Raw genomic sequence first — 25,433 nt, forward strand, 5'->3', positions numbered from 1 at the left:
TCTAATCTTTTACTTCAGATTTGGCAGCAACTTCAGCATCTTGCAGGCGTTTTTCCCACTTAGCGGCAAAAGCCTCTCCCCATTCCCACAATTCTCTTGCTTTCTGCTCTGCTAATTGGGAGTATTTAAAGGCTTCATCTAAAAGGGCTTCTTGCTCTGGGGTCATTTGTGGCTCGTTCATTGCAAATCCTTCAAGACAACAACAGACCTATCAACTATTATCTTACATTCTAGAACTCTTCCCCAAATCTCTGACAACTCCTCGCCCGCTTCCCTAATAGCATTGTTACTTGCAGTAATACCAGATATTCTCTCAGTTATGCCTTCAATCCGATTTCTAAAGCTATAAACGAAAAATAGTATGTTGCCAAGGTTAGCAGATAAGCCAATTAGTCTGGCATTGTTGGGAAAACGCTCTAAAAGTTGGATTGCTATAGCAAGTCCTTCATTTGCTTGCTCGTCAATACTATCGAGTTGTTGGTTTAACTGTTCGACAAGACTAAGAATTTCAGGGGGGATTGTCATTTTTGTAATCAATAGTCATGAGTGCTTACCTGATGGTTAGTCTTCATGCAGAAGTTTTGAATAACAATTCAGAGCAAGGTGTAACTAAACTGACAAACCCAGTTATAGCAAGATTCCTAGAGCATGATTGGTGGAACAAGCGTTGAAGATGGAAGAATTTTCGTCTAGTTATTCAACCTTTCATTTTTTTTAATCTACTTAAACCTTGGCTTAGAGTCTTTCCATTTTCACATTTATCGAGCGGGTTTTTCACACTAATGGCGTTGATGAATCGAATGCAAGGTGCTATTTTTAACATCAATGAATTGGAGCATTTCTTATTTTCTTCGGCTTAGAGTGATGGAACGATATTAGCTGCTCCTAGATATGCAACCTGCTATTAAAATGGCAAGAGTAGTTCTAATGCCTACTAAATCCTTGACCGCGCATACCTTGCGCCCAAATCAGCACTTCACCGCTTTGACCTCCAGCCGCCAGTTGTCGCCCTTGGGGATGCCAAGCTAGACAAGAAAATCCATTAGGTGCGCCAGGAAGAATTTGGGCTAATTTCTTCGCTTTTTGCCACAAACAAACCCAACCATCCTCCGATGCTGAAGCGAGTAACAAGCTATGGGGCTGAAAGGCAAGCGCTTGTATAACTCCACTGTGCTGTTGTAATAATCTACTTTCCCAGCCTATAGACTCATCAGCCCTTTCCCATACCACAATACCTTCAACACTAGAAGCAGCTAATAGAGAAGTACCTAGCTTTTGAGGTTGCGACCAGGCAAGCTGGCGAATTTTCCCAGGAAAACCGCGCATTACCCAAGGAAAAAAATTTTGATTTGGACGATCGCTTTTTGAGGCGATTGAGTTGTGCCACTCGATAACGGCGATCGTGCGGTCCATATTTCCACAAGCAAGATACTTGCCATCCGGCGACCAAGAAACCGCCAAACTTGCCGAAGGCACTACCACCACATGAGGATCGTCATCCCAATCTTGGGAGTTCCAGATTTTGGCTCCCTGATAACCTGCGATCGCTAGGTACTGCCCATCAGGACTCCAATGCAAATCTAGCACAGAAGAATTATCAAAATTCAGCGTAGCAACTACCTCACCCATATCTGCATCCCACACTTGGACATAGCGCCCTAAGCTGAAAGCTAGCTGATTGCTAACAGGATTCCAAGCCAACTTGTCTACCCAAGCAGGTGCATTTTCGATCGTGTGGAAGGGTTTACAGCGGTAAGTTCTGGTTTCCTCACGCAAACGCCAAATTTTTACCTGCCCAGCTTGACCGCCAGCAGCAAGGTACTGCCCATCTTGCGAAAAAGCTAGGCAGTCTAGCGATTGATTCTCAGCCATTTGTAAAGGCAGCAAAGACCAGTTGCTTTCTGCTGGAGCGAGATCCCGCCACAGCATTACTTCTCCGGCGGCGGAACTTATGGCTAAAACCTTACCTTGAGGCGACCAGGCGATCGCTGTTACGTAGTCTGCTAGTGTCCCCCGCCAATGCAAGTCAAATTGAGGGGAATTTGTAGTTGAGGATTTCATTGCTGCTCGCTTGTTAACGACTATAAAAGTAGAACTACTTGGGCGCAAACGCGGTATATCGCCCTCCCAAGCCCAAGGCGATCGCTTTTGTATTGGCAATTAGCATTTTGGGGTAAGTATCGCCCTCGCTGCCTGCTACTCCCAGCCCATCAACAAATAGTTCTCGCTCGGACAGTTGCACATTCGCTTCTTTTGCTACTGTTTCAATTAGTTGGGAATTGCTGGCAACTTCCGCAAAAATGGTCGGTACTCGCTCGGCTTTAATCTCTTGAGTCAGTTGTCTTACTCTTGCAGCAGTAGGCTTTTCTTCTGTACTGAAACCTTGTAATGCCCCTGCAACTGGAATGTTGTAAGCTGCAGAGTAATATGCTAGTGCATCGTGAGTTGTTACCAGTTTGCGCGAGTTTGATGGAATGGTGGCAATTTGAGACTTAATCCAGCTATCAATCTGGGTTAGTTCTGCGGACAGCGCTTGAGCATTTTGGGTATAGAGATTGGTATTTTCTGGTGCAGCTTGCGTCAGGTTGGCTTGCATTACTCTCACCATTTGCACCCCATTTTTGGCATCGTGCCAGATATGCGGGTCGGGTTCTTCTGCTTGGGCTTGCTTTTCATCGCCTTCGTGGGCGTGTTCGCCCATCAGTGGTTGGGGAACAGCTACTTCACCAACTGCAACTTTGGTGGCGGGATGAGAAGAGGCTTTAATTAGTTTGATTAAACTAGGTTCAAAGTCGTAGCCAGAGTAGAAAATAAGCTGGGCATCTTCGATCGCCTTGCGGTCTTCTGGTGTTGGCTCATAAACGTGGGGATCGATTCCCGCTTTTACTAAGCAAGTTAGATCGATTGTGGTAGCAGCAATGGTTTTGGTCATATCGCATAGCACGCTGCTGGTTGCTACTACTTTTAGATTTGTGCTGGTAGCAGCAGTATTAGTCACATTAGTTGGGCTATTTTGATTGGTCGATGTAGATTCGCTGCAAGCGCTGAGTATACTAGCAGCGATCGCTAACAGCGTGCTACCCCAGGTTTGATGGCGCTGAATCGGCATAATGCATTGTCACTTCTGAATCGTCTTCTCAGTATATAATGATAATCATTCTTATTTTAGGTATTCATGTTAGAGGTTCGGCAGCTTGCTGTCAATTATCGGGGCGTACGTGGACTTAATCCGGTAAGTTTTGCAGTAGAGCCAGGTCAACTGGTGGGCATCATTGGACCGAATGGAGCAGGCAAAAGTACGCTATTAAAAGCATTATTAGGCTTAGTTCCTGCGGGTGGTGTTGTTAACTATTGCACCTGTCCGCTACACCAACAGTTAGCAAAAGTGGCATATATTCCGCAGCGATCGCAAATTGATTGGGATTACCCCATCACCGTTTGGAACGTTGTGATGATGGCGCAAATTCGTCAGCTAGGATGGTTCCGCAGACCCAATAGAGCGACCAAAGAAACTGTGGAAACGGCATTGAAACGAGTAAAAATGCTAAATCTTCACCATCGCCGCATTGGCGAACTTTCTGGCGGACAGCAGCAGCGGGTGTTTTTAGCGCGGGCTTTGGCTCAACAGGCGGATCTGTTTTTGTTTGACGAACCATTTACAGGTGTGGATAAGAAAACCGAAGCCGTGATGCTAGAAGTTTTTGCCCAATTGCGATCGCTTGGTAAAATTTTGATTCTTAGTACCCATGAATGGGGACAGTCGCTCAGCCAACTCGATCGATTGCTGTTGCTCAATCAATCTTTGATTGCCGAAGGTTCGCCACAACAAGTAATGACTCCTGAAAATCTGCATCAAGCTTATGGCAGCTACTTGGGAAATTCTTGGCATCAAAAGATAGAAACGTCTTTTTTCTGCTAAACCATCTACTTATTTATTCCCTTACTGCTCGTGTTTAACCTGCTAATAGAACCTCTTAATTACGAATTCATGCGTAACGCGATCGCTATTGGCGCGATCGTCGGCATTCTCTGTCCAGTAGTCGGCAGTTATCTGATTGTGCAGCGGATGGCAATGCTCGGCGATGTCATCGCCCACTGCGTTCTCCCAGGGTTATCAATTTCATTCTTTTTGGGTATTGATATTCTTGTAGGTGCGTTTGGGTCTGGCATTTTAGGAGCGTTTCTGATTGCTTGGATTCGTTCCCAAACACGGGTCAAAGTTGATGCAGCGATGGCACTGACATTTTCTACTTTTTTTGCGTTGGGAGTCACGCTAATTACTGTACTGAAAAATAAACTCGATCTCGATAGCTTCTTGTTTGGCGATATTTTAGGAGTAGCACCCCATGATATTTACAGAGCGTTGGCGATCGCCGTTTTGATTTTGCTTGCGATCCAACTGTTCTACAAAGAATTATTGTTTTACACCTTTGATAAAACTGGCGCTCAGGCGGTTGGCTTACCTACTAACACAATTTACTTTGGTTTCATGGCAGCTATTACTCTTACAATTATCGCTAGTATGCAAGCAGTGGGAGTAATTCTGGTAATTTCTTTACTGGTTGGTCCTGCTTTGACTGCCTATTTGTTAGTCAAAGAACTGCATCAGATGATGATTGTAGGAGCGATTTTAGGCGCAATCTCTAGTATTTGTGGTGTCTACCTGAGTTATTACTGGAACTTGCCTTCGGGTCCGGCGATCGTCTTGCTGTCATCTAGTTTATTTTTACTAGCACTACTATTTAGCCCATCTCAAGGAATTTTAACTCGACCGAACCCAAGGGGAAGTACCGCAACTATGCGCCGTCTAGGTCTACTCAAACGCCGCGAATAGCTCTACACGCAGGAAGCACCGCCAATTCAAAGCCTTGTTTTACACTAGACACGCTTGAAAGTCCTCTTTTAGTTGCGCCTCGTTCAAGTTACGCCCGATGAATACCAATTCATTTTTGCGGACTTCATTAGGCTTCCAGGCGCGATCGCGTTTGCCGTCAAACAGCATATGTACTCCTTGAAATACAAAGCGATGGTCTTCGCCTGCAATATTGACAATGCCTTTCATGCGAAAGATATCTGTTCCTTGAGTTTGTAACAAATAGCTAATCCAATCGTTTAACTTTTGCATATCTAATCTGCCTGATGCTACCAAAGCCACAGAAGCAACGCTTTCATCATGCTCGTGTGCCGTTTCATGCAAAAATTGCGGATCGATTTCTAAAGCGCGGTTGAGATCGAACGCTCCTACCCCTAAGAGGGCATCCATTTCTAGCTCGGCGTTGCGGGTACGGTAGATTTTGGCTAGAGCATTCATGCCTTTAATCCTTTGTTCTAGTTCTTCTAGCACGTCATTTGTTACTAAGTCTGTTTTATTGAGCAAAATTACATCCGCAAACGCAATTTGCTCCTGCGCTTCGCTACTTTCCCAATGCGACCAAATGTGTTTGGCATCAACTACCGTCACTACTGCATCTAGAGCTAATTGACCCTGCATATCTTCATCCACAAAGAAAGTTTGAATTACTGGTGCGGGGTCAGCAAGTCCTGTTGTTTCAATTACTAAATGGTCAAATTTATCCCGCCGCCGCATCAAATTGCCAATAATCCGAATCAGATCGCCTCTGACTGTGCAGCAAATACAGCCATTGTTCATCTCAAATATTTCTTCGTCTGCATCGATAACTAATTGGTTATCGATTCCCACTTCTCCAAACTCATTGACAATCACAGCTACCTTTAAGCCATGTTCGTGAGTCAAGATGCGATTGAGTAAGGTTGTTTTCCCTGCTCCCAAATAGCCAGTAAGCACTGTTACAGGCACTATATCGATTGTCTCGTTAGCGACCATACTACGAATACCTCTTTTTAGAGAATGATAATCACTCTCAAAATATCATAGAGAATTTTAGTCACACATAGACTAAAAACACAGCAACAGTATTATTAATGCAAAAAGCCAAATATTGATTGCGCCTATTTTGCTGGAAAAAGGCTAATAGAGGCAAATTAATAGTGAGATCGTTTACTAATTTGGGCAACCTAGCAAATAAAGATTTTATTTGCTCCCACTGGTAAAAGCGGTGGATAAGGCTGAAGATGACACTATTACCAGACAACGAAGCGCAAAGAATAGAGGCACTCTTGCAGTATAAAATCCTGGATACTCCAGCAGAGGCAGCCTTTGACGACCTTACCCAATTAGCTTCTTATATTTGCGGCACTCCTGTTGCTTTAATTAATTTAGTCGATCGCGATCGCTTGTGGATTAAATCCAATACTGGTTTGGGATCGCTCAACGAAGTACCCCGCGATATTGCTTTTTGCGCTCATACAATTTTGCAACCCGACGTTTTGATGGTTCCCAATACTGCCACTGACGATCGCTTTGCAACTAATCCTTTAGTAACTTCCGACCCAAAATTTCGATTTTATACAGGTGTGCCGCTGCACAACCCTGAAGGACACGCATTAGGAACGCTTTGTACTCTTGATTACATACCGCGAGAACTTACTCCCGAACAATTAGAAGCATTGCGATTAATTGGTCGTCAAGTCGTCAAGCAACTAGAAATGCGGCGCAATTTAGCTAATCTGACCCTTGTTACTGCAAGCGAACGTAAGACAGAGAAGACGCGCCAGCAGTTTTTCAAAAAGATTGCTGGCGGCTTTTGTATCACATCGTTGATATTACTAGCTGTGAGCTTAGTTTCATATCGCAGCATAACGAAATTAATTGACATCAACCAGCAAGTCCAAACCAGCGAAGAGAAAATCAACGCCTTAGAAGAAGTCCTTTCCCAGCTAAAAGATGCTGAAACAGGGCAGCGCGGCTACTTAATTACCGCAGATGGTAATTATTTAGCACCTTACTCCTCAGCAAGTCTTGAGGTTAATCAAGAACTTCAAATTATCAGAAATTTAACTGCAAATAACCCCAAACAGCAGCAACAGTTAAACCTACTCGAACCTTTAGTCGCGCAAAAATTAGCCGAACTGAAAACAACAATCGATTTGCGACGGGAACAAGGACTTGAAGCTGCATTGCAAGTTGTGAAGACAAACCAAGGCAAGCAACTGATGGATGATATCCGTCAAATTATTGCCCAGATGAAACAACAGGAGAAAGCTTTGCTCGCGCAGCATTCAGCAGCAGCAAGGGCAAGTGCGAGAAATACAATTTTGGTGCTGGCGATCGCTCTGCTATTAGTTCTGACGCTGCTAGCAGCATTATATTACCTGATATATAGCGAATTTACCGAGCGCAAACAGATAGAAATAGCGCTAAAAAAAGAACGCAACTTTATTTCCGCCATTATCGATACGGCAAGTGCTTTAGTTGTGGTGCTAGATGCTCAAGGCAAAATTGTTCGCTTCAACTCATCTTGCGAACAAACAACAGGATACTCTTTCGATGAAGTTAGAGATAGGTATTTTTGGGATCTCTTTTTGATTGGCGAAGAACTAGAAGCGGTTAAAAATCTCTTTACCCAACTTTCCCAAACAAAGTTTCCTAACGAACACGAAAACTACTGGCGCACAAAAGATGGCAATCGTCGGCGCATTGCTTGGTCTAACAGCGCTTTATTTAACAACCAAGGTGAAGTTGAATATATTATTAGCACTGGCATTGACATCAGCGAACGCAAACGCGCCGAACAACGTTTATTGGTACAACACGCTGTCACGCGCATCCTAGCTGAATCAGATACTTTAGGCATTGTCACCCCAAAAATTTTGCAAGCAATTTGCCAAAATCTAGAGTGGGAATTAGGCGAATTGTGGAGTGTGGAAGCGCAAGCAAATGTACTGCAATGCCTAAAAACTTGGCACTTACCATCTATAGACATAACAAACTTTGGGCAAGTTACACAAGCGATCGCTTTTGCGCCTGGTGTGGGACTTCCTGGAAGAGTTTGGGCTAGTATTCAACCTGTATGGATTAGCGATTTAAGCTGCGATGCCAACTTCCACAGAACTAAAGTTGCCCTAGAATCTGGATTGCACTCGGCTTTTGGGTTTCCCATCCATAGCGGTAGCGACTTTTTGGGAGCGATGGTATTCTTTAGCCGTAAAAGCCAGCAACCAGATCCCGAATTGCTGGAAATGATGGCAGCAATTGGCAGCCAAATCGGTCAGTTTATGAAGCGCAAGCAAGCAGAAGTTGCCTTGCAACATACAACGACTCTGCAACGGGCAATTTTAGATAGTGCCAATTATGCGATCGTATCTACTGAATTAGATGGCACGATTACCACCTTCAACGCCGCCGCACAAAAGGCATTAGGCTATAGTTCTCAAAAAGTAATCGGCAAGACAACTCCAGCTATTTTCCACGATTGGAGTGAAGTAGAGCAACGAGCAGAAGAATTGTCACAAGAGCTAGGGATTACTATTGAGCCTGGATTTGAGGTGTTGGTTGCTAAAGCACGTCATGGAGAGATAGAGGAAAGAGAATGGTCTTTTATCCGCCAAGATGGTAGTAAGTTTCCGGTAATGCTGTCGGTAACGGCTTTGCGCGATAGTAACGATAATATTACTGGCTTTATTGCCATTGCCAGCGACATTACCCAGCGCAAACAAGCGCTCCTTGCCCTGCAAAGCAGCGAAGAACGTTTCCAAACGTTTATGAATAATAGTCCTGTCATTGCCTTTATTAAGGACGAAGAGGGACGCTATGTTTACGTCAACGAGCCTTTAGAATCTGCGTTTAATATTAGTTCGGCAGATTTGTTAGGTAAGACTGATTTCGATTGGTTGCCACTAAAGGTTGCAAACCAAGTGCGGCATAACGATCTTACTGTCTTCTCTACAGAGAAAACTTGCCAAGCAATTGAAAGCGTAACTCTAGCTGATGGCTGTCTGCACCATTGGTTAGTTCTGAAGTTTCTCATTAAAGATAGTAGCGATCGCCCTATGCTCGGAGGTGTGGGCATTGATATCACCGAACGCAAGCAAGCAGAAGAAGCGCTCAACTTGCAAAATTTGCGCTCGCAACTATTTACCGAAATTACGCTCAAATTGCGTCAATCGTTGCAAGTAGCTGACATTCTCCAAACTACTGTTGCAGAGGTACAAAAAATTCTTTCCTGCGATCGAGTATTAGTTTATCAGCTAGGCTCTAGTAACGCTGGAACTATTGTCACCGAAGCAGTTGCACCTGGTTGCAACGCTATGCAAGGGCAAAGTATTAATCACGGTAATTTTGGCGAAGTCTACAACATCTACCGTCAAGGCAAAGGACTTGCGATCGCTGACTTAGATGCCAGCAATCTTCAACATAGCTACAAGCAAATGCTGCAACGCAACGGTGTGAAAGCTAATTTAGTCATGCCAATTTTGCTCAAAGGCGAACTTTGGGGGCTGCTAATTGCTCATCAATGCGATCGCCCGCGCCAATGGACGGATTTTGAGTTCGATCTGTTGCAACAATTAGCCGATCAAGTAGCGATCGCTTTAACTCAAGCTCAACTATTGCAAGCGGAAACTCAGCAACGCCAAGAGCTAGAAATTGCCCGCCGCCAAGCTGAACTTGCATCGCAAACCAAGAGTAATTTTTTGGCGAATATGAGCCATGAAATTCGCACGCCCATGAATGCAATTTTAGGCATGACAGGGCTAATTTTAGAAACTTCTCTAACTCCAGAACAACGAGATTTTATGGAGACGGTGCGGATTAGTGGTGACGCGCTTTTAAGCTTGATTAATGAGATTTTGGATCTTTCCAAGTTAGAAGCTGGCGAGATGGTGCTAGACAAGTATAATTTCGATTTATCTACCTGTGTTGAGGAGGTATTAGAACTACTTGCGCCCCAAGCTCACAATAAAGGCTTAGAAATTGCGGCGCTGATTTATCGCAATGTTCCTACGCATTTACAAGGAGATGCAGGGCGCTTGCGGCAAATTTTCATGAACTTAATTGGCAACGCAATCAAGTTTACTAGCCAAGGAGAAGTAGTAGTCAGGGCAGAATTGCGATCGGAAACTGCAACTACAGCAAAGATCCGCTTTGCAATTAGCGATACAGGCTTAGGAATTGCACCGGAAGATCGCGATAAGCTATTTTCTCCTTTTATCCAAGTAGATGCTTCGACTACGCGCAAGTTTGGCGGTACGGGTTTGGGTTTGGCAATTTGCAAGCAACTCGTCACCTTAATGCAAGGGGAAATTGGACTAGAAAGCGAACTAGGTATAGGTTCTAAGTTTTGGTTTGAGGTGACTTTCTCTAAGCAACTCCAACCAGTTGTAAATGTAAACGACTGTAGCTTGCTAGCTAATAAACGGTTATTAGTAGTAGATGACAACGTTACCAATCGGACGATTGTCAATTACCAAGCGACTCGTTGGGGAATGCAAGTAGGTGAGGCTGACAGCGCCTCTGCGGCGATGGTGGCTTTGCAACAAGCAAAGGGGCAAAATCTACCTTACGATCTAGTAGCGATTGATATGCAAATGCCTGAAGTTGATGGCATAACTTTAGGAGCGCAAATTAGAGCTTCTGGTTTTGCCGATTTACCTTTAATTATGCTGACTTCTACCAATCAACGCGATGAAGTCAAGAATGCGCTTGATGTCGGTTTTGCTGCTTATCTTGTCAAGCCTGTCAAACCATCTCGACTCTTTGATACGATTGTCAATATATTAGGTTCGCCCGAAATAGAACCGCAGATCCAGCAGATAGAAGCAGTACCATCTCAGTCTCAATCTAGTCTGCGAATTTTACTTGCTGAAGATAATCTAGTTAATCAAAAAGTTGCAATCAAGCAGTTAAAAAGTATTGGCTACGAACCCGCAGATATCGCGGCTAACGGACAAGAAGTTTTGCAGCTACTTAAGGAAGTTGCTTATGACTTGATTTTGATGGATTGTCAAATGCCAGTTTTAGATGGTTTGGAAGCTACGCGCGAAATTCGCCAGTGGGATGAAAGTTGTTTTGTCAATGGTACTCGCCCAGTAATCATCGCCGTTACAGCTAATGCGATGACAGAAGACAAGCAAAGATGTTTAGATGCAGGTATGGATGATTACCTCAGTAAGCCTGTAATTAAAGCAGAATTAGCCGCAATTATCGAGCGTTGGGCTAATACCATCTTTGCTAAGAAGTCGCCAGTAGCACAAGTTGATGCTGTAGATACTGCGCTCCCGATTGATTGGGAAACTTTGCACCAGCTATCAGATGGCGATCGCGATTTTGAAATCGAACTGTTGCAAATGCTAGTTGAGGATATGCAAGTTCATGTGGCTGCTACAAAAGATGCGATCGCTTCTTCAGACTTTACCCAAGTTGGGCGAGAAGCTCATCACCTTAAAGGTGTAACTGGTAACATCGGCGCTAAAACTATGTATCAAGCAGCAATCAAGTTGGAAGAAATAGCTCTCAATCAAGAACGTAGAGGTACGGGCGATTTACTAGCTAAATTTGAGAATTTTATCAATAGCGTGCAAAATTATCTTCAGGAGCAATAATTAACTACTAAACCTTAACTGGCTGGTACGACTTGCTCAGAAATAGACAATATCTACGATCTGGCATTTGTTCGTAGCTCATGCGATCGGCGATCGCTGACATAATTTTTAACCCCCGTCCGCGATCGCCATCGTTAGCTTCAAATTCGTCTATTTCTTGTAATTTTTCCTCCATATTGAAGCTTTCGCCATATCCCCAAATTCTAATCTCTATACTGGTATTCAATCGCACAGCTTCGATATCGATTGGCGTACAATTTGGTAAATTTTTATGAGCGTGTTCGACAATATTTATAAATCCTTCTTGCAGTAAAGTTTGACACTGCCACCAAATTTCTGCACTAATACTATGCGATTGGTTTAATTGCTCAAACCATGATAAAACTTGCTCTGATGCAGTAATATCTGTATTTGTTTGTAGATGAATTTTGTTTATCACTTTTGGTAACGATATTAATTTGATATAATGATAATTTAGTTCATTCTAAACTAATTTCGATCTAGATTTAACAAATAATTTAAATTAGCAAAATAAAACTTTATTATGTTTAAAATCCTGATTATTGATGACGATCCAATTATTAGAGCAGCGCTGAAAAAAACACTACAAAATCAAGGTTACGATACTACCATAGCTAGTAATGGCGAAGAGGGAATTAAACAGGCGGTACTAATTCGCCCAGCTTTAATTATTTGCGATTGGATGATGGCTAATCTTGATGGCTTAGAAGTATGTCGCCGCATCAAATCACAACCAGAATTGGCAACTACTTTTTTTATTCTTTTAACTGCTAAAGGAGAAGTAGAGGATCGAGTCGAGGGATTAGATGCAGGAGCAGATGAATTCTTGTCTAAACCTTTAGAAATGAACGAATTAAAAGCTAGGGTAAGAGCAGGGTTACGCATTCATCAATTGAATCAGGATTTGCAAGTACAAAAACAAGCATTAGAAGCGCTAAATCAAAATTTGCGTTCCGAACTAGCTGAAGCTGCTGATTACGTGCGGAGTCTTTTACCCACGCCGTTGGTTGGTAATATTAATACTGAAGCTTTGTTTGTTCCTTCTGCTCAATTGGGGGGCGATTGTTTTGATTATTATTGGCTTGACGACGACCATTTAGCAATCTATTTATTGGATGTATCGGGACATGGGGTAGGTTCGGCGTTACTATCTGTATCGGTACTCAACGTAATGCGATCGCAATCTTTGCCTAAAACTAATTTTTATCAGCCAAGCGAAGTTTTAAAAGCGCTAAATTCTGCTTTTCAAATGGTTAGTCATGGCGAAAAATATTTTACTATTTGGTATGGAGTTTATAATCGTAAGCAGCGTCAACTTATTTATGCCAATGCAGGACATCCACCAGCTATATTAATAGAGAAAAATTCTAGTAAAGTTGAACAACTAGACTCGACGGGATTGCCAATTGGATTTTTGCCTGACGTTGATTTTGATTGCAATTCTTGCGCGATCGCCCAAGATAGTACCTTATACATTTTTAGCGATGGTGCTTATGAAATTCAGCAGTTGGATGACACAATTTGGGGAGTTAGTGCTTTAACTCATTTGCTGCAAGATTTTACTGTTTCTAACTCTAGCTTAGAAAAGTTATTACAGCAGATTGTAGGTATAAGTAATAAAGATACTTTAGATGACGATTTATCGCTTTTAAAAGTAGAATTCGATTAGTAACTGCTATTTTCGCAAACATTAAACTAATAGTAATTGGAGTAAAATCTAGTTTACGGCTTTACTCCAATATTATAGCTTTGTTAGCAAAAACAAATCATCTACTTACTAGCTAATACCTTTTGGTCAAATTCTGCGCGATCGGCAAAACTTTCAAAAACGCGATCCATTTTAGTTAGTTCAAAAATCATTCTTACTTGGTCTTTAACAGAGCAAAGACAAAGCTTACCACCTGATGTTTTTACAGTTTTCATCGCTGAAACTAAAGCACCTAAACCCGAACTATCCATAAATTTAACGTCTTGAAAATCAATCAGTACAATATCGGCTCCATTAGCTACAACATCATTGATATTGCGGCGTAGTTCGTGACCTTTGATTCCATCTAAAATTCCAGCAGGTTGAACAACTTTAACAGAAGGACTCATAATTCTATTTTCCTGTAAAACTAATTTTAATGTTTGCTATATTTTGGCATCTACTTATTAGAAATGGCAAGACTAAATAGGAGATATTTACCCATTTAGTCTAATTTTTACTAAATAAGCAATCAATTTAAAACTTTATTCCTACTGCTAGCAAGTGCGACAAAGAAATTAGCATTGACGCATTGACGAGAAATTTCAAATGCTTCAAAGTAGCCATCTTTTTGTCCTAACTCCCGCGCCCAAAATCGAGATAAAACGAGAATTGCATCTAGTTGCATAAATGTTTTCGATTCTTCCGATTCATAGCAGCCAATAGCAGCAATTTTTTCCTCAATTACCGAGCTAATATCTACAAAGAAATTTGGTTCAAATCCCCGTAAGAAAACAGGCGGAGCAGAATACCATAGAGAGATATTTTTGCGAGTAGCAACATTAGAGACAGCGATCGCACATACTTCATGATCTCGATGTCCGTACTTTTCAGGCTGGGGAGCATGAGTAATAATCAAATCTGGCTGCCAAGTTTTAATTGCTTCTTCAGTAACTTTAATTACTGCTTGCGTGGAAAAATTCCCCTCTTCCAACGCATGAAACTCATAAGTAGCACCGATCAATTTACCCGCCGCCTCTGCTTCCAAATGGCGAATATTCTTAATTGACGATCGCGAAAGATTACCATCAGTCAAAATCAAACAATGAATCTTCCAACCTGCCTCAGACATCAAACGTAAAGTACCAGCAGCAGGTAAAACTTCGTCATCAGCATGAGCATAAATCGTCAGTACAGTTTGCTGCGACATATTAACAGAAAAATTGGGTTCGATCGTGGTGTTTGCATTCATAAATTCAATAAAGAGTTGACATAGAAAACATCAATCCAAACTGTAACTAGGTAAATGTGAATTATTTAACTGGTAACTGGTCAATCCGCAAAGCGGGAATTCGTGGCTGGGAACAATGAGCTATGCATTTTGTTTCTCCATTAATAAATTAAGGGGCTTGTAAGTTTCTTAAATTACGAATTACGAATTACGAATTACGAATTATTTGCTCACTGTCTGAGGTGGTTGCCAAATAGCAGCGTGAATAATTGCCCACAATAGAGACAAGTTGTAAATAGCCCAAGCACTGTTAAGCAAGTAAACCCAAGGATAATCTAGAGTTCCTGTGACATAACGATAAATGCTCCAAACAATGCCGAGAATTGTTAGCCCGAAGATAATTAACTGCGGCAAAACTAGCTGAAGATATACTCCCGATTGCCGCTGCTTGGGCGTAACTTGAAACTTGATCGGGCGATTGGTAAAGACACTCCATACAGCTTGAATGAGTAAGGGGAATAACGCGATCGCATATTGCTCCGAACGCCACACTTCTCTAGCAGGAATCCCCCAAGTAGCCGTCATGAATGTCAGGCGATTGATAATAAAAGCAGGGAAAAAGTGCAAGGCAAAATCAGCGCCGTAGGATTTGACAGGTACAATCCCCGTAAAAAAGTAAATAATTGGGCAAATGATGAATATGAAGGTAGCGAAGCCAGAAAAATAGCTATACATCGTTTTGAAATAATGCAAGCGCTGCCAAAAAGTTAGCCCCCTCTTAGTAAGGGGATTTTCGCGTACCAACACTTGAATTGTGCCTTGCGCCCACCGCAGGCGTTGTTTGAGGGTAGAACTAAGATCGTCAGGCGCTAAACCTTCTGCTAATAGTTCGTTGTGATAAATAGATTTCCAGCCAGCACCATGCAAGCGCATGGCTGTATTCATATCTTCGGTAATGCTATTGCTCGATACACCGCCAATTAATTCAAATTCATCTAGGCGTTTTTCATCTTTGGCGTACTCATCAGAAAAATGTTGCAATCCTACACTGACTAATGCTTCGCGTCTTAGTACCGCATTTGTACCAGTGTAGAAAGCCGCATTCATGCCATCTTTGCCTTGTTGCAAAGGTCCGTAAAATAGATTTGCTTGATGACCAAAAGGATCGCCTTGGGGGATATTGTAAAAGTCTTGACGAGTCTGCACAAAAGCGATTCGGTTGGGTTCGTATTTACCTGCAAGCAAGTTGTAGTTGTAGAAATAAGGTAAAACGCGCTTGAGGAATTGAGGCTTGGGAATGTGATCGGCATCAAGCGTTAAGATAAATTCGCCCGAAGTTTCGCCGGAAAAAATGGCATAGTTAAGATTGCCTGCTTTGGCGTGGTGAGGAACGCCTACAGGTTTGGGACGAGCAATATAGCGAAAGCGTGCAAGGTTGCTCAATTGGTGTTCGATCCGCTCGATATCTGCCTCTAAAAGTTGGCGTTCGGCTAATAAGCGATCGCTTATACTACGATCTTCAGGATGAAACCAACCGAGTAATTGCCGCAGGCGTTGTAAAAACCTGACTGCTTTTTGCTCTGTAGCGCCTGCAAATGCTGGATTTTGCAAAAATTGTTCGGCAGCTTCAACTTCTGGCGTGAGGCTTTCTAACTGCTCAATCCGCTCGATGATTGCGGCACGTTCTGCGTCAATCTTAGCGGCTTCTTGTTGCAACAAAGGCGATCGCAAATCTTCCAGACACAGTTTTTCTGTCATCGCTCTCATGTCAGCAGAGTTGCCATCATCTAGTACGTAAACGTGCAACTTTGTCGCGGGATAATCTATCGCTAAAGCTGCTCTAGCAGTCTCTTCAACAATTTCTGGCGGTTCGTTATAGCAAGTAACAAAGACATCAACCGTTGCCCACTCAGAACGCGGCATAGGTGGTGTAAGCTGGTCGAGAGACTTTATTTGCCGCTCCAAAGGTCGCCACAACCCAATTACAAACATCACACCGCCAAAATAGCTATATATTTCTGCAATTAGTAAAGGAATAGACAGCCACAGCGCATCAAAGTTAATCGAATGCCCAATTCGCCACAGCAAATACCAAGCACCAAAAATCAGATTGATTTCAGCTAAGTAGCGAAATAGCAACGTTCTTTTTTTCAGGTGGGAGCGGGTATTACCCGTAAAATTTGCCGGATTTTTAGCAAGAGAGATTGAGGTCATATTGATATCTTTATAAGGTAATTGATTTTCTGTTTCTAGCCTGGTAACTGGTCACTGGTCACTGGGTAAGTGGCTGTCTTCTAGCTTGATAAAGCAAACTTTCTAGCACAATGGCATTAGTATTAACGTCAACAGAGGCATTTACCCCCAGCTTGGAATTTTCATATTTCCCAGAAAAGTAACCGCGATTTTGCGCCGCTAAATTCTGGACAAAGTTACGTAATTTTTGAGCATAAGGATCGTTAGGTAGTAGTGCAGACCAAGCAAAAGCAGCTTTGGTACTGAGAAAACGTAAATGTGGATAAGCTTGTCCTTGAGTATTTACAACTTGCCAAGGCTGACCGTTGGCATAAACGCTGTAATAGAGAAAGTAAGGCGGACGATCTAAGGAATCTTCATTTACAGCAGTTAAAATCCCAGTACGCTTGTATCTTTGTGCTTGCAATTTGAGTAAATTTTCGACTTGCGGCTTAACTTTATCGCTCCAACCCATCTCTAAACCCCAAAGCAAATAAGGATCGTTGGTTAAATAGTTGGTAGCACCAGAATTGCTAAAGTTGCGCTCGTCAACTTGCAACGCTACGCCATCGACTTTAACTGACTTGACTGGCGGACCTTGCAAAGCCTTGTTGGCAGTAATATTCCATAGTTTTAAGCTATGGGCGGCATATTGTTCGTAGCCTAAACGTCCTTCTTGTACTAGCTGAAATCCCCCAGCTTGGGGAATAGCACCTTGCAGCCAACCATCTTTAACCAGTTTGGCTAAATCCCAACGCGCGACTATATTGTTAATGCGATCGCGATGTTCGGGATAATTCGCCCGAATTACGTGCAATCCTAACAACAATCTCGCCATATCCAACGCCGACCAACCGCTTTTACCCTGGGGGTCAGGAGTATTATTAAGTTGGCGCATTTGGGCTGTATCAGTGCTATAAGCTTTGTTGGGTAACTTGGTTGCAGGTAAGGGCAATTTTGCTAACGTCTGCAACATAGTATTCATCCTTTGGTTAAATCTATCAGCAGTTATTAAACCTAATTGCCTAGCAGCATGAATCCCCAGTAATGCACTACCTTGATCCCACATTGTCGTCCAAGGTAAGTTATCAACCGAATTTACTAAACCTGTTTGCTCGTTCCAATTGCGTTCAAAATACTTCCAAGCTTTTAAAGCAGCGATTTTATCTGCTTCTTTAGTTAAGCGTGGCGCAATTATCGGCGCAGGAGGAGCAGAAGGCACTACTGTAGGTATAGGCTGTTGCAGAGCGGGTTTTGGGGGTGCAATCGGCTTAGGTAGTTGCGGTGTAGGTTTGGGGGTTACAATTGGCTTAGGTAGTGGTATCCGCTCAATCTTAGGCTTTGGTGCTGGTGATGGATCGGGATTAAAGTTATTGGGAGCAGCAATTATCAAAGCGGGAACTTGATTCGAGTTAATAGCTGGAGGACATTGCTTGCTCAAACAAACTGGGGGTTGCTGACTTGTTGCATACAATGCCGAGTGTAGAACTGCTGTGGTTATTCCTATCATGAGCTTTATCTAGCAAGATTCATTCCAGCTAACTCAACAGGCGATACATATCTAAAAGCAGGATTTGCTACTGCTTGTTGATAGCCAGGAGACTTACTCGCGCTGCTATACAATGCCCAATCGCACTCTTTGTTAATGTTGAAGTACAAAATAGCTCTTACGCCTTTATTTGCTAAATATGTATAAGAGTCGCGCAACCATCGATCTTTGACGCTACTTTGTTGTCCGGTTTGGGTGTTGCTGGTAGTAGCTGTTTGAGCGATGAATATTGGCTTGTTAGGAGCAAGCGATCGCATTCTCGCAATATAAGGCTCGTACACTTCCTGGGGGCTACTCCAGTGTTTCCAGCTAGAGTTAGTACAATATCCCCAGTTGTACGCGCTAAAAGCTACTACATCGACTTGCGTGTTGCCAGGATAATAATTTTCAAAGCGATGCGTTTGGTCTTGACTCCAACCATTAGGTGCAAATACCCAACGTACTTTATGAGGAGCGACACCTGCTTGTTGAAATATTTGTTGAATGCGTTGATAAGCAAGTTTGAAATTCTGCGGATCTTGGCTGTAAGTTTCGCCAGGAATATTCATTTCTTGGAAAGGAGCGATAAAAGCGATGCGTCCTTTGCCTTGTTTTGACCATTGGGAGTACGCTTGAGCCAATTTGCGTAAAGAATTGTCTGTATCTCCTCTAGCAATTGCGCTTGCCGATCGCGTGGAATCGAGATTGATAAAAGCTGTATAACCGTTTTGGCGCAACCTTTCCAAGCGCTGACCGATATTGTAGGATGGGTTGGAGTCTTCAATATCCATAAAAAATCCGGCGATCGCATGGCGCTTTCCCGCCCAATTATCTACTTGGCGCAATTCGTTATCAATAACTCGTTGCTCTCCTAAATAGTTAGGAGCATATAAACCTAGTAGTACGGGAGGAGTTTCCAGGCGCTTGACTCCATCAGCTATTGCTTGCGTGTTTTTACTACCCAAGCAGCCTAGCAAAATTAGCATTACCAGCATTAACCACTGTTGCGGTTTAGCTTTGACGCGCGGATTCGGGAGGACACTTGTTTTGGTCGGGTTAAGAGCCCAAACAACGTGTCCGGTGAGGGAACCTCCCAAATTAGATAGCGCGTTGACCAGATAGTTGACAGACATTCTCATATTTCTTGCTGTTGGCATCAAAGTCTGATTGCTTGTTAAGCAGTATTCCCAATTTCCCCAGCTTGCTAACAAGTTTGACTAACTAATCTTGCGAAATATTGGTTCTTGTTACGCTAATATTGATGAGCTAAATAAGCTAAATTTTGGTGTTTTGAGCAATATTGGGGCGTAAATTACTAGATTGAATTTATAAATACTTCTCACGCCTACCTTCTGTTATTAACTTGTTGTTACTTATTGCTTTACATACTTACACGCGATATATTTGTTTATTTTATAGTTGTTATTGAGTTTAGGATTTAAATATTTTTTGTTTATCTCTATACCTAATTGGGTAGAAACACATTACTTAAAAACAATCTATTTAAACTTGCTTGTTGCAACTAAGTGTTTATTGAAAAATATTTAGGTACAAATATTTGCATTAATTTGTATAGCCTTCGCAAGCTTTGAAATTCGCCGATTTGCAAAAACAATGATTTTAAAGCGGCTCTGTGCAGAGCTTTAATGGTTTATTGTAAGTTTAAATATACGACCTTTAATAGCAAAATTGCTAACTGCACCAAACCTAAATAAAGAGCAATATCATCGAACTTTATATTTTATTCATTGATTTCATTAAGAACTTAACAATAACTTTACATAAATTAGTTGATTGTACTTAAATTGTTTTTCAGGAAAAAATATTCATATTTCCGCAAAATAACTGAACTTTTTCTCTATAAGCCCAGCTTATTATGAATGCAGATGAGTATTTCTTACTTATAAATCTTCAATTCATATAAATACTATGCATGGTTACATCAGCCGATTAGCAATAGCGATCGCGGCAATTAGTATTGCCATACCTCAAGCGACTAGCGCTATGCCCGTAAACTACTCAATTAGCGATATTAGCAGCTTGACACCAGGTGGATACGTGCGGGCTACTGGAATTAATAACTTAGGGCAAGTAGTCGGGACTTCCACCACTAACAAACGCTACTACAACAACCATGCCTTCACGTACGCGGCAGGTCAAATTAAAGATATCGATACTTTTACAGGCGGTAAGTACAGCTACGCCCAAGATATCAACGATTTAGGTCAAGCGATCGGTTATTGGACAAATCCTAGTGGTAACAATCGCGCTTTCCTTTACAGTGAAGGGAAAGTTACTAATATTGGCAATAGCAACAAAAATGTTTACGCCAGAGGCATTAATAATTCTGGGTTAGTAGTCGGCTACTTTGACAACGCCAGCGATGACTCCCATGCCTTTTTGTATAGCAACGGCAAGCTAAATGACCTCGGTACTCTTGGCGGTAAAGACAGTTATGCCAACCAAATCAACGATTCAGGTCAAGTAGTTGGTTACTCAAATACTACTAGCGGTCACTATCGCGCCTTCCTTTACAGCGGTGGGAAAATGACTGACTTAGGTACTTTAGCAGGAGGCGATCGCAGCGAAGCTTATAGCATCAATAAATCCGGTCAAGTAGTCGGGACTTCAACTACAGCAAATGGAGACTCCCACGCCTTTGTTTACAGCCAAGGCAAGATGATTGACCTCGGTACATTACCCAAGCAAGCAAATAGCATTGCTTACGGCATAAATGACTCTGGGCAAATAGTAGGTAGTTCTGGCAATAACAGAGGTACTAGCACCGCTTTTATATACAGCGAAGGCAAGATGATTGACCTCAATAGCTTACTTCCTGCTAATTCTGGTTGGTTTTTAGCCGAAGCCCATGACATCAATAATCGCGGTCAAATTACGGGTACTGGCGTATTTCATGGCAAAAATAGTGCTTTTATATTGTCCCCAGCTAATTAAATAACGATAAATAACATTATGAAATGCTTAAAAGCGATCGCTAAAACTGTACTCGCGTGCTTACTTCCCCTTGCTTCTTTGACTCAACCTGTATTAGCTAATGAGACGCTGCAAGGCGTTTACTACGGCAACCAAGGTTGGGAGATGAACAAAGTACAAGCACTAGAAAGCTGGCAAGGTAAAAAGACTGCTGTAGTTAACGCATTTACAAATTGGTGCGACCAACCTCAGGCTTTAGATAACTTATTTAACCACCAACTAAATTACATCTGGAACAATCAAAACGTACCGATGATTACTTGGGAACCAGTGCTATGTGCTTCTACGCCCAGTAATGTTGAGGTACTTGCAGCCAAAGGCAATTACGACACTTATATTCAAAATTGGTCTACTCGCTTAAAGAAATTCCTCAGCGGACCAGATGGGATTTACAATACTAGCGACGATCGCCGCGCTTATATCCGTTTAGGTCATGAAATGAACGGCAACTGGTATCCCTGGAGTGCTGCGGTAGGCGGTAATAATCCCAACGACTACATTAATATGTGGAAACATACCAAGGCTATTTTTGATAGCAAGGGACTAGATGCCAAACATTTGCAGTGGGTTTGGTGCGTAAATAATACAGATGTAGGCGGTTATAGCGCTGAATCTTATTATCCAGGTGATGCGTACGTAAATTGGATTGCGATCGATGGCTACAATTGGGGTACAAGTCAAAATTGGTCGAGTTGGCAAACTCCTAGTGAAGTTTTTAGTCCGATGGTTAGTCGCTTGCGGGCGATAACAAATAAACCCTTGACGATTACTGAAGTTGCTAGCACTACAGCAACAAACGCAGGGACAGATATAGCAGCTAAATCGCAGTGGTTAACAGATACATTTAATTATGCGATCGCCCAAAATATCAACATGATTATCTATTTCAACGAAGACAAAGAGACAGATTGGGCTGTTTTCGGTGGTAATAGAGGCGATAGCAGTTTTACTTACAACTCGCAGATGTATATAACCCATACAGGCTACAGTAATTCAGTGGGTGCGAGTAACTTTGTTGCACCTAATATTGCAGATCCGCGCCTAATTACAGATGCTCAATTTGCTGGGCAGTAAAGAAAAACTAAGGGCGTTCTCTTATCTTGAGCTAGAGTGTGCGATCGCGCTACACAGACATATCTACCTGATGAGAGACGCTAACAACAATTAACAACGAGATTCTTGAGGTTAAGGAGAAATATTAGGAAGTACGTCTTTATAAATGCTATATCGGGAATTAGGTAGTACAGGCGAGAGAGTTTCGGCAATTGGCTTAGGCGGTTGGCATATCGCCTTGAAGAACGTTGACGAGGAACTGGGTATCCGCATCGTGCGTACAGCGATCGATCGCGGCATCACTTTTATGGACAACAGTTGGGACTACAATGGTGGAGTCAGCGAGACTCGCATGGGCAAAGCACTGCAAGGTGGCTACCGCGACAAAGTATTTTTGATGACGAAAATTGACGGTCGTTCCAAGCAAGAAGCCACTAAACAAATAGACGAATCTCTAAAACGCCTGCAAGTTGATTGCATCGATCTCGTCCAGCATCACGAAATTCTCCGCTTTGAAGATCCGCATCGCGTATTTGACGAAGAAGGGTCAAATGCTGCCTTTATCGAGGCGCGTCAAGCTGGGAAATTGCGATACATCGGCTTTACTGGGCATAAAGACCCCCAGATTCACCTGCACATGCTCCAAGTTGCCGCCGAAAATGGGTTTAAGTTTGATACTGCTCAGATGCCGCTAAATGTAATGGATGCCCACTACCGCAGCTTTGCCAAGCTGGTTGTGCCAGAACTGGTTAAACAAAACATTGGTATTCTAGGCATGAAAACTATGGCAAACGGTATTTTGTTACGGTCGAATACCGTCACGCCAATTGAGTGCTTGCACTACGCCCTAAATTTGCCTACATCGGTTGTGATTGCGGGAATTGACAGCATGGAGATTCTCGACCAAGCGTTTGAGGCTGTGCAGACGTTCCAACCGATGGACGAGCAGCAGGAGCAACTTCTGCTAGCCAAAACGGCAGAGGCAGCATCGCGCGGTGAGTATGAGCCATTCAAAACTTCATCAATTTTCGATAGCACTGCCCAAAATCCTGATTGGTTAGGTAAGGAGCCAGAACGCATTCAGCAGTTGATGTCGGCGTAATCTAAGCAAGGAAGATAAAAATGGTAAATTCTTCAAATCAAACCATTCTCGTCACAGGAGCGACTGGCAACCAAGGCGGTGCGATCGCCCGCCATCTTCTGCAACATGGGTTTACGGTTCGCGCTTTAGTGCGCGACCCAAATAAGCCTGCGGCTCAAGCACTCAAACAAGCAGGCGCAGAACTTGTAGAAGGAGATTTCAAAAGTCGCCCTTCCCTCGACAATGCTCTGCAAGGCGCTTGGGGGGTGTTTTCGGTGCAAACCTTCCAAGATGGGTTAGATGCGGAAATTCGTGATGGCAAAGCGATCGCAGATGCCGCAAAAACAGCAGGTATCGATCATTTTGTCTATAGTTCGGTAGGCAGTGCAGAACGCAATACTAGAGTTCCCCATTTCGACAGCAAGTTTCAAATCGAAGAATACATCCGCGCGATCGGTCTACCTTACACAATTCTACGTCCGGTTTTCTTCTTTTACAACTACAAAGCAATGCGCCCGATGGTTGAGCAGGGAACGTTCCCCCAACCGCTCAGTCCTGAAACAAGATTGCAGCAACTTAGTGAAGAAGATTATGGAGAAATGGTTGCCGAAGTATTCTCGCGCAGCGCAGATTTCTTGAACCGCGAAATTGAAGTTGCCAGCGCAGAGATGACGATGACAGAAATTGCTGCTGCATTCAGCCACGTTTTGGGAAAAAATGTTGAATACCAACAAATCCCGTTTGAAGCATTTGAGCAGCAAGCTGGAGAAGAAATTACCATTATGTATCGCTGGTTTGAGAACGTCGGCTATGCAGCAGATTTGGCGCAGTTAAAACAAGATTTTCCCGTACTGACTGACCTTGAATCTTATTTACGCTCAATCGGCTGGGCAAATCCAAGCGAAAGTTAGAAAGAGAGCCAGCTTTAGATAGAGAGAACGTAGAACAGTTGCAATTAAGGAGTAATCGAGATGGAAAATAAGCAGGTTGCCATTGTCACCGGGGCATCGGGGGGCATTGGACGAGCCGTTGCTATTCGACTCGCCCAGGACGGGTTCGCGGTTGTGGTGCATTATTCCGGCAATGCCCAGAAAGCAGAAAAAACTGTAGCCGAAGTTGAGTCCGGTGGCGGAAAGGCGATCGCGGTGCAGGCAGATATGTCGAATGTTGCTGATGTAGAGCGTCTCTTTCAGGAGACGTTGCACAAATTTGGAGAGATCGCTGTTGTGGTGCATTGTGCGGGCATTATGCCACTAGCAGCGATCGCGGATGGCGATATTGAGGCATTTGACAAAGTAATTGCAACTAATTTGCGCGGTACTTTTCTCCTATTAGCGCAGGCGGCTCGGCACGTATCGTCAGGCGGACGCATTATTGCCTTTTCTAGTAGCGTCGTCGCCAAGGCATTCCCAACCTACGGTGCTTATATTGCTTCTAAAGCCGGAGTTGAGGGATTAGTACACGTTCTTGCTAATGAGCTACGGGGACGCAACATCACTGTAAACGCTGTTGCCCCAGGTCCAGTTGCGACGGATCTCTTTCTTAAAGGGAAAAACGACACGGAGATCGAGCAGTTAAGCAAAGTTCCTCCCCTGGAACGTCTCGGTCAGGTGGAAGACATCGCCAATGTGGTGTCATTTCTTGCTGGTACTGATGGCGGTTGGATTAATGCTCAAGTTTTACGTGCTAATGGTGGCTTCGCATAAATGCTTTTCATTTGGTAATCGACCTTTTCGCTTCCCCATCGATTTGCCAGAAGTCTATTGTTCATCTGTGGCTTTTACAGAAACCGTTTCTAACACATTTTCCAATTCTTCAATCGTTGGCAAACTGCTTTTTATTTGCTCTGGTAGTGCATTTTGAAGCTCGTAAGCAGAAACGCCAATTGGTTTATTGAGATCGCGCAAAGCATACTCAGCGATCGCCTGATTTTTACCTTTACACAAAATTATGCCAATACTAGGTTGGTCATCTGGGTGACGTAGCAAGTCGTCGATGACTGAAAGGTAAAAATTCATCTTATAGCCTTAATCAATTGGGTTAGGACGTTATTGTAGAGGTAGAGGAAAGTTCAGGAGTAACTATGCCAGCCCCCTACAGTTATGACCTGCGCTGCAAAGCGATTGAGGCAGTAAAACAAGGCGAA

20 protein-coding genes and 1 pseudogene are annotated in these 25,433 nt (G+C 43.0%); 9 read left to right on the plus strand and 12 right to left on the minus strand.

Annotated features, from left to right (window positions below; genetic code table 11):
* Window position 1: 1 nt before the first annotated feature.
* The 4 genes from UH38_RS21105 to UH38_RS21120 form a co-directional block, all read right to left on the minus strand.
* Window positions 2–181 carry a hypothetical protein gene (locus UH38_RS21105; RefSeq protein WP_045056663.1) on the minus strand — a complete coding sequence of 60 codons (180 nt, stop codon included), beginning with the start codon at window positions 179–181 and terminating at the stop codon, window positions 2–4.
* Window positions 178–525 (minus strand): hypothetical protein, encoded by a 348-nt coding sequence (locus tag UH38_RS21110; protein ID WP_045056664.1) that lies wholly within the window; start codon window positions 523–525, stop codon window positions 178–180. The genes UH38_RS21105 and UH38_RS21110 overlap by 4 nt, the downstream gene beginning before the upstream one ends.
* Window positions 526–924: 399 nt before the next feature.
* Entirely contained in the window at window positions 925–2,061 is a 1,137-nt protein-coding gene (locus UH38_RS21115) for a WD40 repeat domain-containing protein (RefSeq protein ID WP_045056665.1), read from the minus strand.
* A 34-nt stretch (window positions 2,062–2,095) separates the two neighbouring features.
* Window positions 2,096–3,109 (minus strand): metal ABC transporter solute-binding protein, Zn/Mn family, encoded by a 1,014-nt coding sequence (locus UH38_RS21120; RefSeq protein ID WP_045056666.1) that lies wholly within the window; start codon window positions 3,107–3,109, stop codon window positions 2,096–2,098.
* A gap of 66 nt (window positions 3,110–3,175) precedes the next feature.
* Between UH38_RS21120 and UH38_RS21125 the strand changes: the two genes are divergently transcribed.
* Window positions 3,176–3,919 carry a metal ABC transporter ATP-binding protein gene (locus UH38_RS21125; protein ID WP_045056667.1) on the plus strand — a complete coding sequence of 248 codons (744 nt, stop codon included), beginning with the start codon at window positions 3,176–3,178 and terminating at the stop codon, window positions 3,917–3,919.
* Window positions 3,920–3,988: 69 nt separating this feature from the next.
* Entirely contained in the window at window positions 3,989–4,834 is an 846-nt protein-coding gene (locus UH38_RS21130; RefSeq protein ID WP_235355365.1) for a metal ABC transporter permease, read from the plus strand.
* A 39-nt stretch (window positions 4,835–4,873) separates the two neighbouring features.
* Here UH38_RS21130 and UH38_RS21135 read toward each other — a convergent pair whose 3' ends face one another.
* Window positions 4,874–5,845 (minus strand): CobW family GTP-binding protein, encoded by a 972-nt coding sequence (locus tag UH38_RS21135; protein WP_045056669.1) that lies wholly within the window; start codon window positions 5,843–5,845, stop codon window positions 4,874–4,876.
* A gap of 248 nt (window positions 5,846–6,093) precedes the next feature.
* Between UH38_RS21135 and UH38_RS21140 the strand changes: the two genes are divergently transcribed.
* Window positions 6,094–11,460, plus strand: coding sequence for a PAS domain S-box protein (locus UH38_RS21140; protein ID WP_045056670.1), 5,367 nt, complete (start codon window positions 6,094–6,096; stop codon window positions 11,458–11,460).
* Window positions 11,461–11,467: 7 nt separating this feature from the next.
* On the opposite strand, the gene UH38_RS21145 is transcribed toward UH38_RS21140, so the two are convergent.
* The gene (locus UH38_RS21145; protein WP_045056671.1) at window positions 11,468–11,899 is read right to left on the minus strand and encodes an ATP-binding protein; all 432 of its coding nucleotides are present in this window, start codon (window positions 11,897–11,899) and stop codon (window positions 11,468–11,470) included.
* Between the two features lie 105 nt (window positions 11,900–12,004).
* Between UH38_RS21145 and UH38_RS21150 the strand changes: the two genes are divergently transcribed.
* Window positions 12,005–13,150: a SpoIIE family protein phosphatase gene (locus UH38_RS21150; RefSeq protein ID WP_045056672.1), complete on the plus strand. Its 1,146-nt coding sequence runs from the start codon at window positions 12,005–12,007 to the stop codon at window positions 13,148–13,150.
* Between the two features lie 101 nt (window positions 13,151–13,251).
* Here UH38_RS21150 and UH38_RS21155 read toward each other — a convergent pair whose 3' ends face one another.
* The 5 genes from UH38_RS21155 to UH38_RS21175 form a co-directional block, all read right to left on the minus strand.
* Window positions 13,252–13,578, minus strand: coding sequence for an STAS domain-containing protein (locus UH38_RS21155; protein WP_045056673.1), 327 nt, complete (start codon window positions 13,576–13,578; stop codon window positions 13,252–13,254).
* A gap of 122 nt (window positions 13,579–13,700) precedes the next feature.
* Window positions 13,701–14,420 (minus strand): PIG-L deacetylase family protein, encoded by a 720-nt coding sequence (locus UH38_RS21160; RefSeq protein ID WP_045056674.1) that lies wholly within the window; start codon window positions 14,418–14,420, stop codon window positions 13,701–13,703.
* A 201-nt stretch (window positions 14,421–14,621) separates the two neighbouring features.
* Window positions 14,622–16,613, minus strand: coding sequence for a glycosyltransferase family 2 protein (locus UH38_RS21165; protein WP_045056675.1), 1,992 nt, complete (start codon window positions 16,611–16,613; stop codon window positions 14,622–14,624).
* Between the two features lie 58 nt (window positions 16,614–16,671).
* The gene (locus UH38_RS21170; RefSeq protein ID WP_045056676.1) at window positions 16,672–18,141 is read right to left on the minus strand and encodes a DUF3131 domain-containing protein; all 1,470 of its coding nucleotides are present in this window, start codon (window positions 18,139–18,141) and stop codon (window positions 16,672–16,674) included.
* Between the two features lie 5 nt (window positions 18,142–18,146).
* Window positions 18,147–19,292, minus strand: a complete 1,146-nt coding sequence (locus UH38_RS21175; RefSeq protein ID WP_200892557.1) for a glycoside hydrolase family 26 protein — start codon at window positions 19,290–19,292, stop codon at window positions 18,147–18,149.
* A gap of 796 nt (window positions 19,293–20,088) precedes the next feature.
* On the opposite strand from UH38_RS21175, the gene UH38_RS21180 reads away from it, so the two are divergent.
* The 5 genes from UH38_RS21180 (at window position 20,089) to UH38_RS21200 (ending at window position 24,993) form a co-directional block, all read left to right on the plus strand.
* Window positions 20,089–21,114 (plus strand): DUF3466 family protein, encoded by a 1,026-nt coding sequence (locus UH38_RS21180; RefSeq protein ID WP_052672504.1) that lies wholly within the window; start codon window positions 20,089–20,091, stop codon window positions 21,112–21,114.
* Between the two features lie 18 nt (window positions 21,115–21,132).
* Window positions 21,133–22,227 carry a glycoside hydrolase family 26 protein gene (locus UH38_RS21185; RefSeq protein WP_052672505.1) on the plus strand — a complete coding sequence of 365 codons (1,095 nt, stop codon included), beginning with the start codon at window positions 21,133–21,135 and terminating at the stop codon, window positions 22,225–22,227.
* Window positions 22,228–22,372: 145 nt separating this feature from the next.
* Window positions 22,373–23,308: an aldo/keto reductase gene (locus UH38_RS21190; protein ID WP_045056677.1), complete on the plus strand. Its 936-nt coding sequence runs from the start codon at window positions 22,373–22,375 to the stop codon at window positions 23,306–23,308.
* Between the two features lie 20 nt (window positions 23,309–23,328).
* Complete coding sequence (locus UH38_RS21195; protein ID WP_045056678.1) at window positions 23,329–24,198, plus strand: NmrA/HSCARG family protein; 870 nt, start codon at window positions 23,329–23,331, stop codon at window positions 24,196–24,198.
* Between the two features lie 60 nt (window positions 24,199–24,258).
* Window positions 24,259–24,993: an SDR family oxidoreductase gene (locus UH38_RS21200; RefSeq protein ID WP_045056679.1), complete on the plus strand. Its 735-nt coding sequence runs from the start codon at window positions 24,259–24,261 to the stop codon at window positions 24,991–24,993.
* A gap of 54 nt (window positions 24,994–25,047) precedes the next feature.
* Here UH38_RS21200 and UH38_RS21205 read toward each other — a convergent pair.
* Window positions 25,048–25,308 (minus strand): annotated as a pseudogene (locus tag UH38_RS21205) (PDDEXK nuclease domain-containing protein); the annotation flags it as partial.
* Between the last annotated feature and the right edge of the window lie 125 nt (window positions 25,309–25,433).

The organism is Aliterella atlantica CENA595 (assembly GCF_000952155.1).
Lineage (GTDB): Bacteria > Cyanobacteriota > Cyanobacteriia > Cyanobacteriales > Chroococcidiopsidaceae > Aliterella > Aliterella atlantica.

Bases quoted from the DNA above. Each gene is read 5' to 3' on its own strand.
- UH38_RS21120 (WP_045056666.1), bottom strand. From the start codon at position 3,109: ATGCCGATTCAGCGCCATCAAACCTGGGGTAGCACGCTGTTAGCGATC.
- UH38_RS21150 (WP_045056672.1), top strand. From the start codon at position 12,005: ATGTTTAAAATCCTGATTATTGATGACGATCCAATTATTAGAGCAGCG.
- UH38_RS21115 (WP_045056665.1), bottom strand. From the start codon at position 2,061: ATGAAATCCTCAACTACAAATTCCCCTCAATTTGACTTGCATTGGCGG.
- UH38_RS21195 (WP_045056678.1), top strand. From the start codon at position 23,329: ATGGTAAATTCTTCAAATCAAACCATTCTCGTCACAGGAGCGACTGGC.
- UH38_RS21125 (WP_045056667.1), top strand. From the start codon at position 3,176: ATGTTAGAGGTTCGGCAGCTTGCTGTCAATTATCGGGGCGTACGTGGA.
- UH38_RS21135 (WP_045056669.1), bottom strand. From the start codon at position 5,845: ATGGTCGCTAACGAGACAATCGATATAGTGCCTGTAACAGTGCTTACT.
- UH38_RS21155 (WP_045056673.1), bottom strand. From the start codon at position 13,578: ATGAGTCCTTCTGTTAAAGTTGTTCAACCTGCTGGAATTTTAGATGGA.
- UH38_RS21170 (WP_045056676.1), bottom strand. From the start codon at position 18,141: ATGATAGGAATAACCACAGCAGTTCTACACTCGGCATTGTATGCAACA.
- UH38_RS21190 (WP_045056677.1), top strand. From the start codon at position 22,373: ATGCTATATCGGGAATTAGGTAGTACAGGCGAGAGAGTTTCGGCAATT.
- UH38_RS21185 (WP_052672505.1), top strand. From the start codon at position 21,133: ATGAAATGCTTAAAAGCGATCGCTAAAACTGTACTCGCGTGCTTACTT.
- UH38_RS21160 (WP_045056674.1), bottom strand. From the start codon at position 14,420: ATGAATGCAAACACCACGATCGAACCCAATTTTTCTGTTAATATGTCG.
- UH38_RS21175 (WP_200892557.1), bottom strand. From the start codon at position 19,292: ATGTCTGTCAACTATCTGGTCAACGCGCTATCTAATTTGGGAGGTTCC.
- UH38_RS21130 (WP_235355365.1), top strand. From the start codon at position 3,989: ATGCGTAACGCGATCGCTATTGGCGCGATCGTCGGCATTCTCTGTCCA.
- UH38_RS21105 (WP_045056663.1), bottom strand. From the start codon at position 181: ATGAACGAGCCACAAATGACCCCAGAGCAAGAAGCCCTTTTAGATGAA.
- UH38_RS21180 (WP_052672504.1), top strand. From the start codon at position 20,089: ATGCATGGTTACATCAGCCGATTAGCAATAGCGATCGCGGCAATTAGT.
- UH38_RS21165 (WP_045056675.1), bottom strand. From the start codon at position 16,613: ATGACCTCAATCTCTCTTGCTAAAAATCCGGCAAATTTTACGGGTAAT.
- UH38_RS21110 (WP_045056664.1), bottom strand. From the start codon at position 525: ATGACAATCCCCCCTGAAATTCTTAGTCTTGTCGAACAGTTAAACCAA.
- UH38_RS21200 (WP_045056679.1), top strand. From the start codon at position 24,259: ATGGAAAATAAGCAGGTTGCCATTGTCACCGGGGCATCGGGGGGCATT.
- UH38_RS21140 (WP_045056670.1), top strand. From the start codon at position 6,094: ATGACACTATTACCAGACAACGAAGCGCAAAGAATAGAGGCACTCTTG.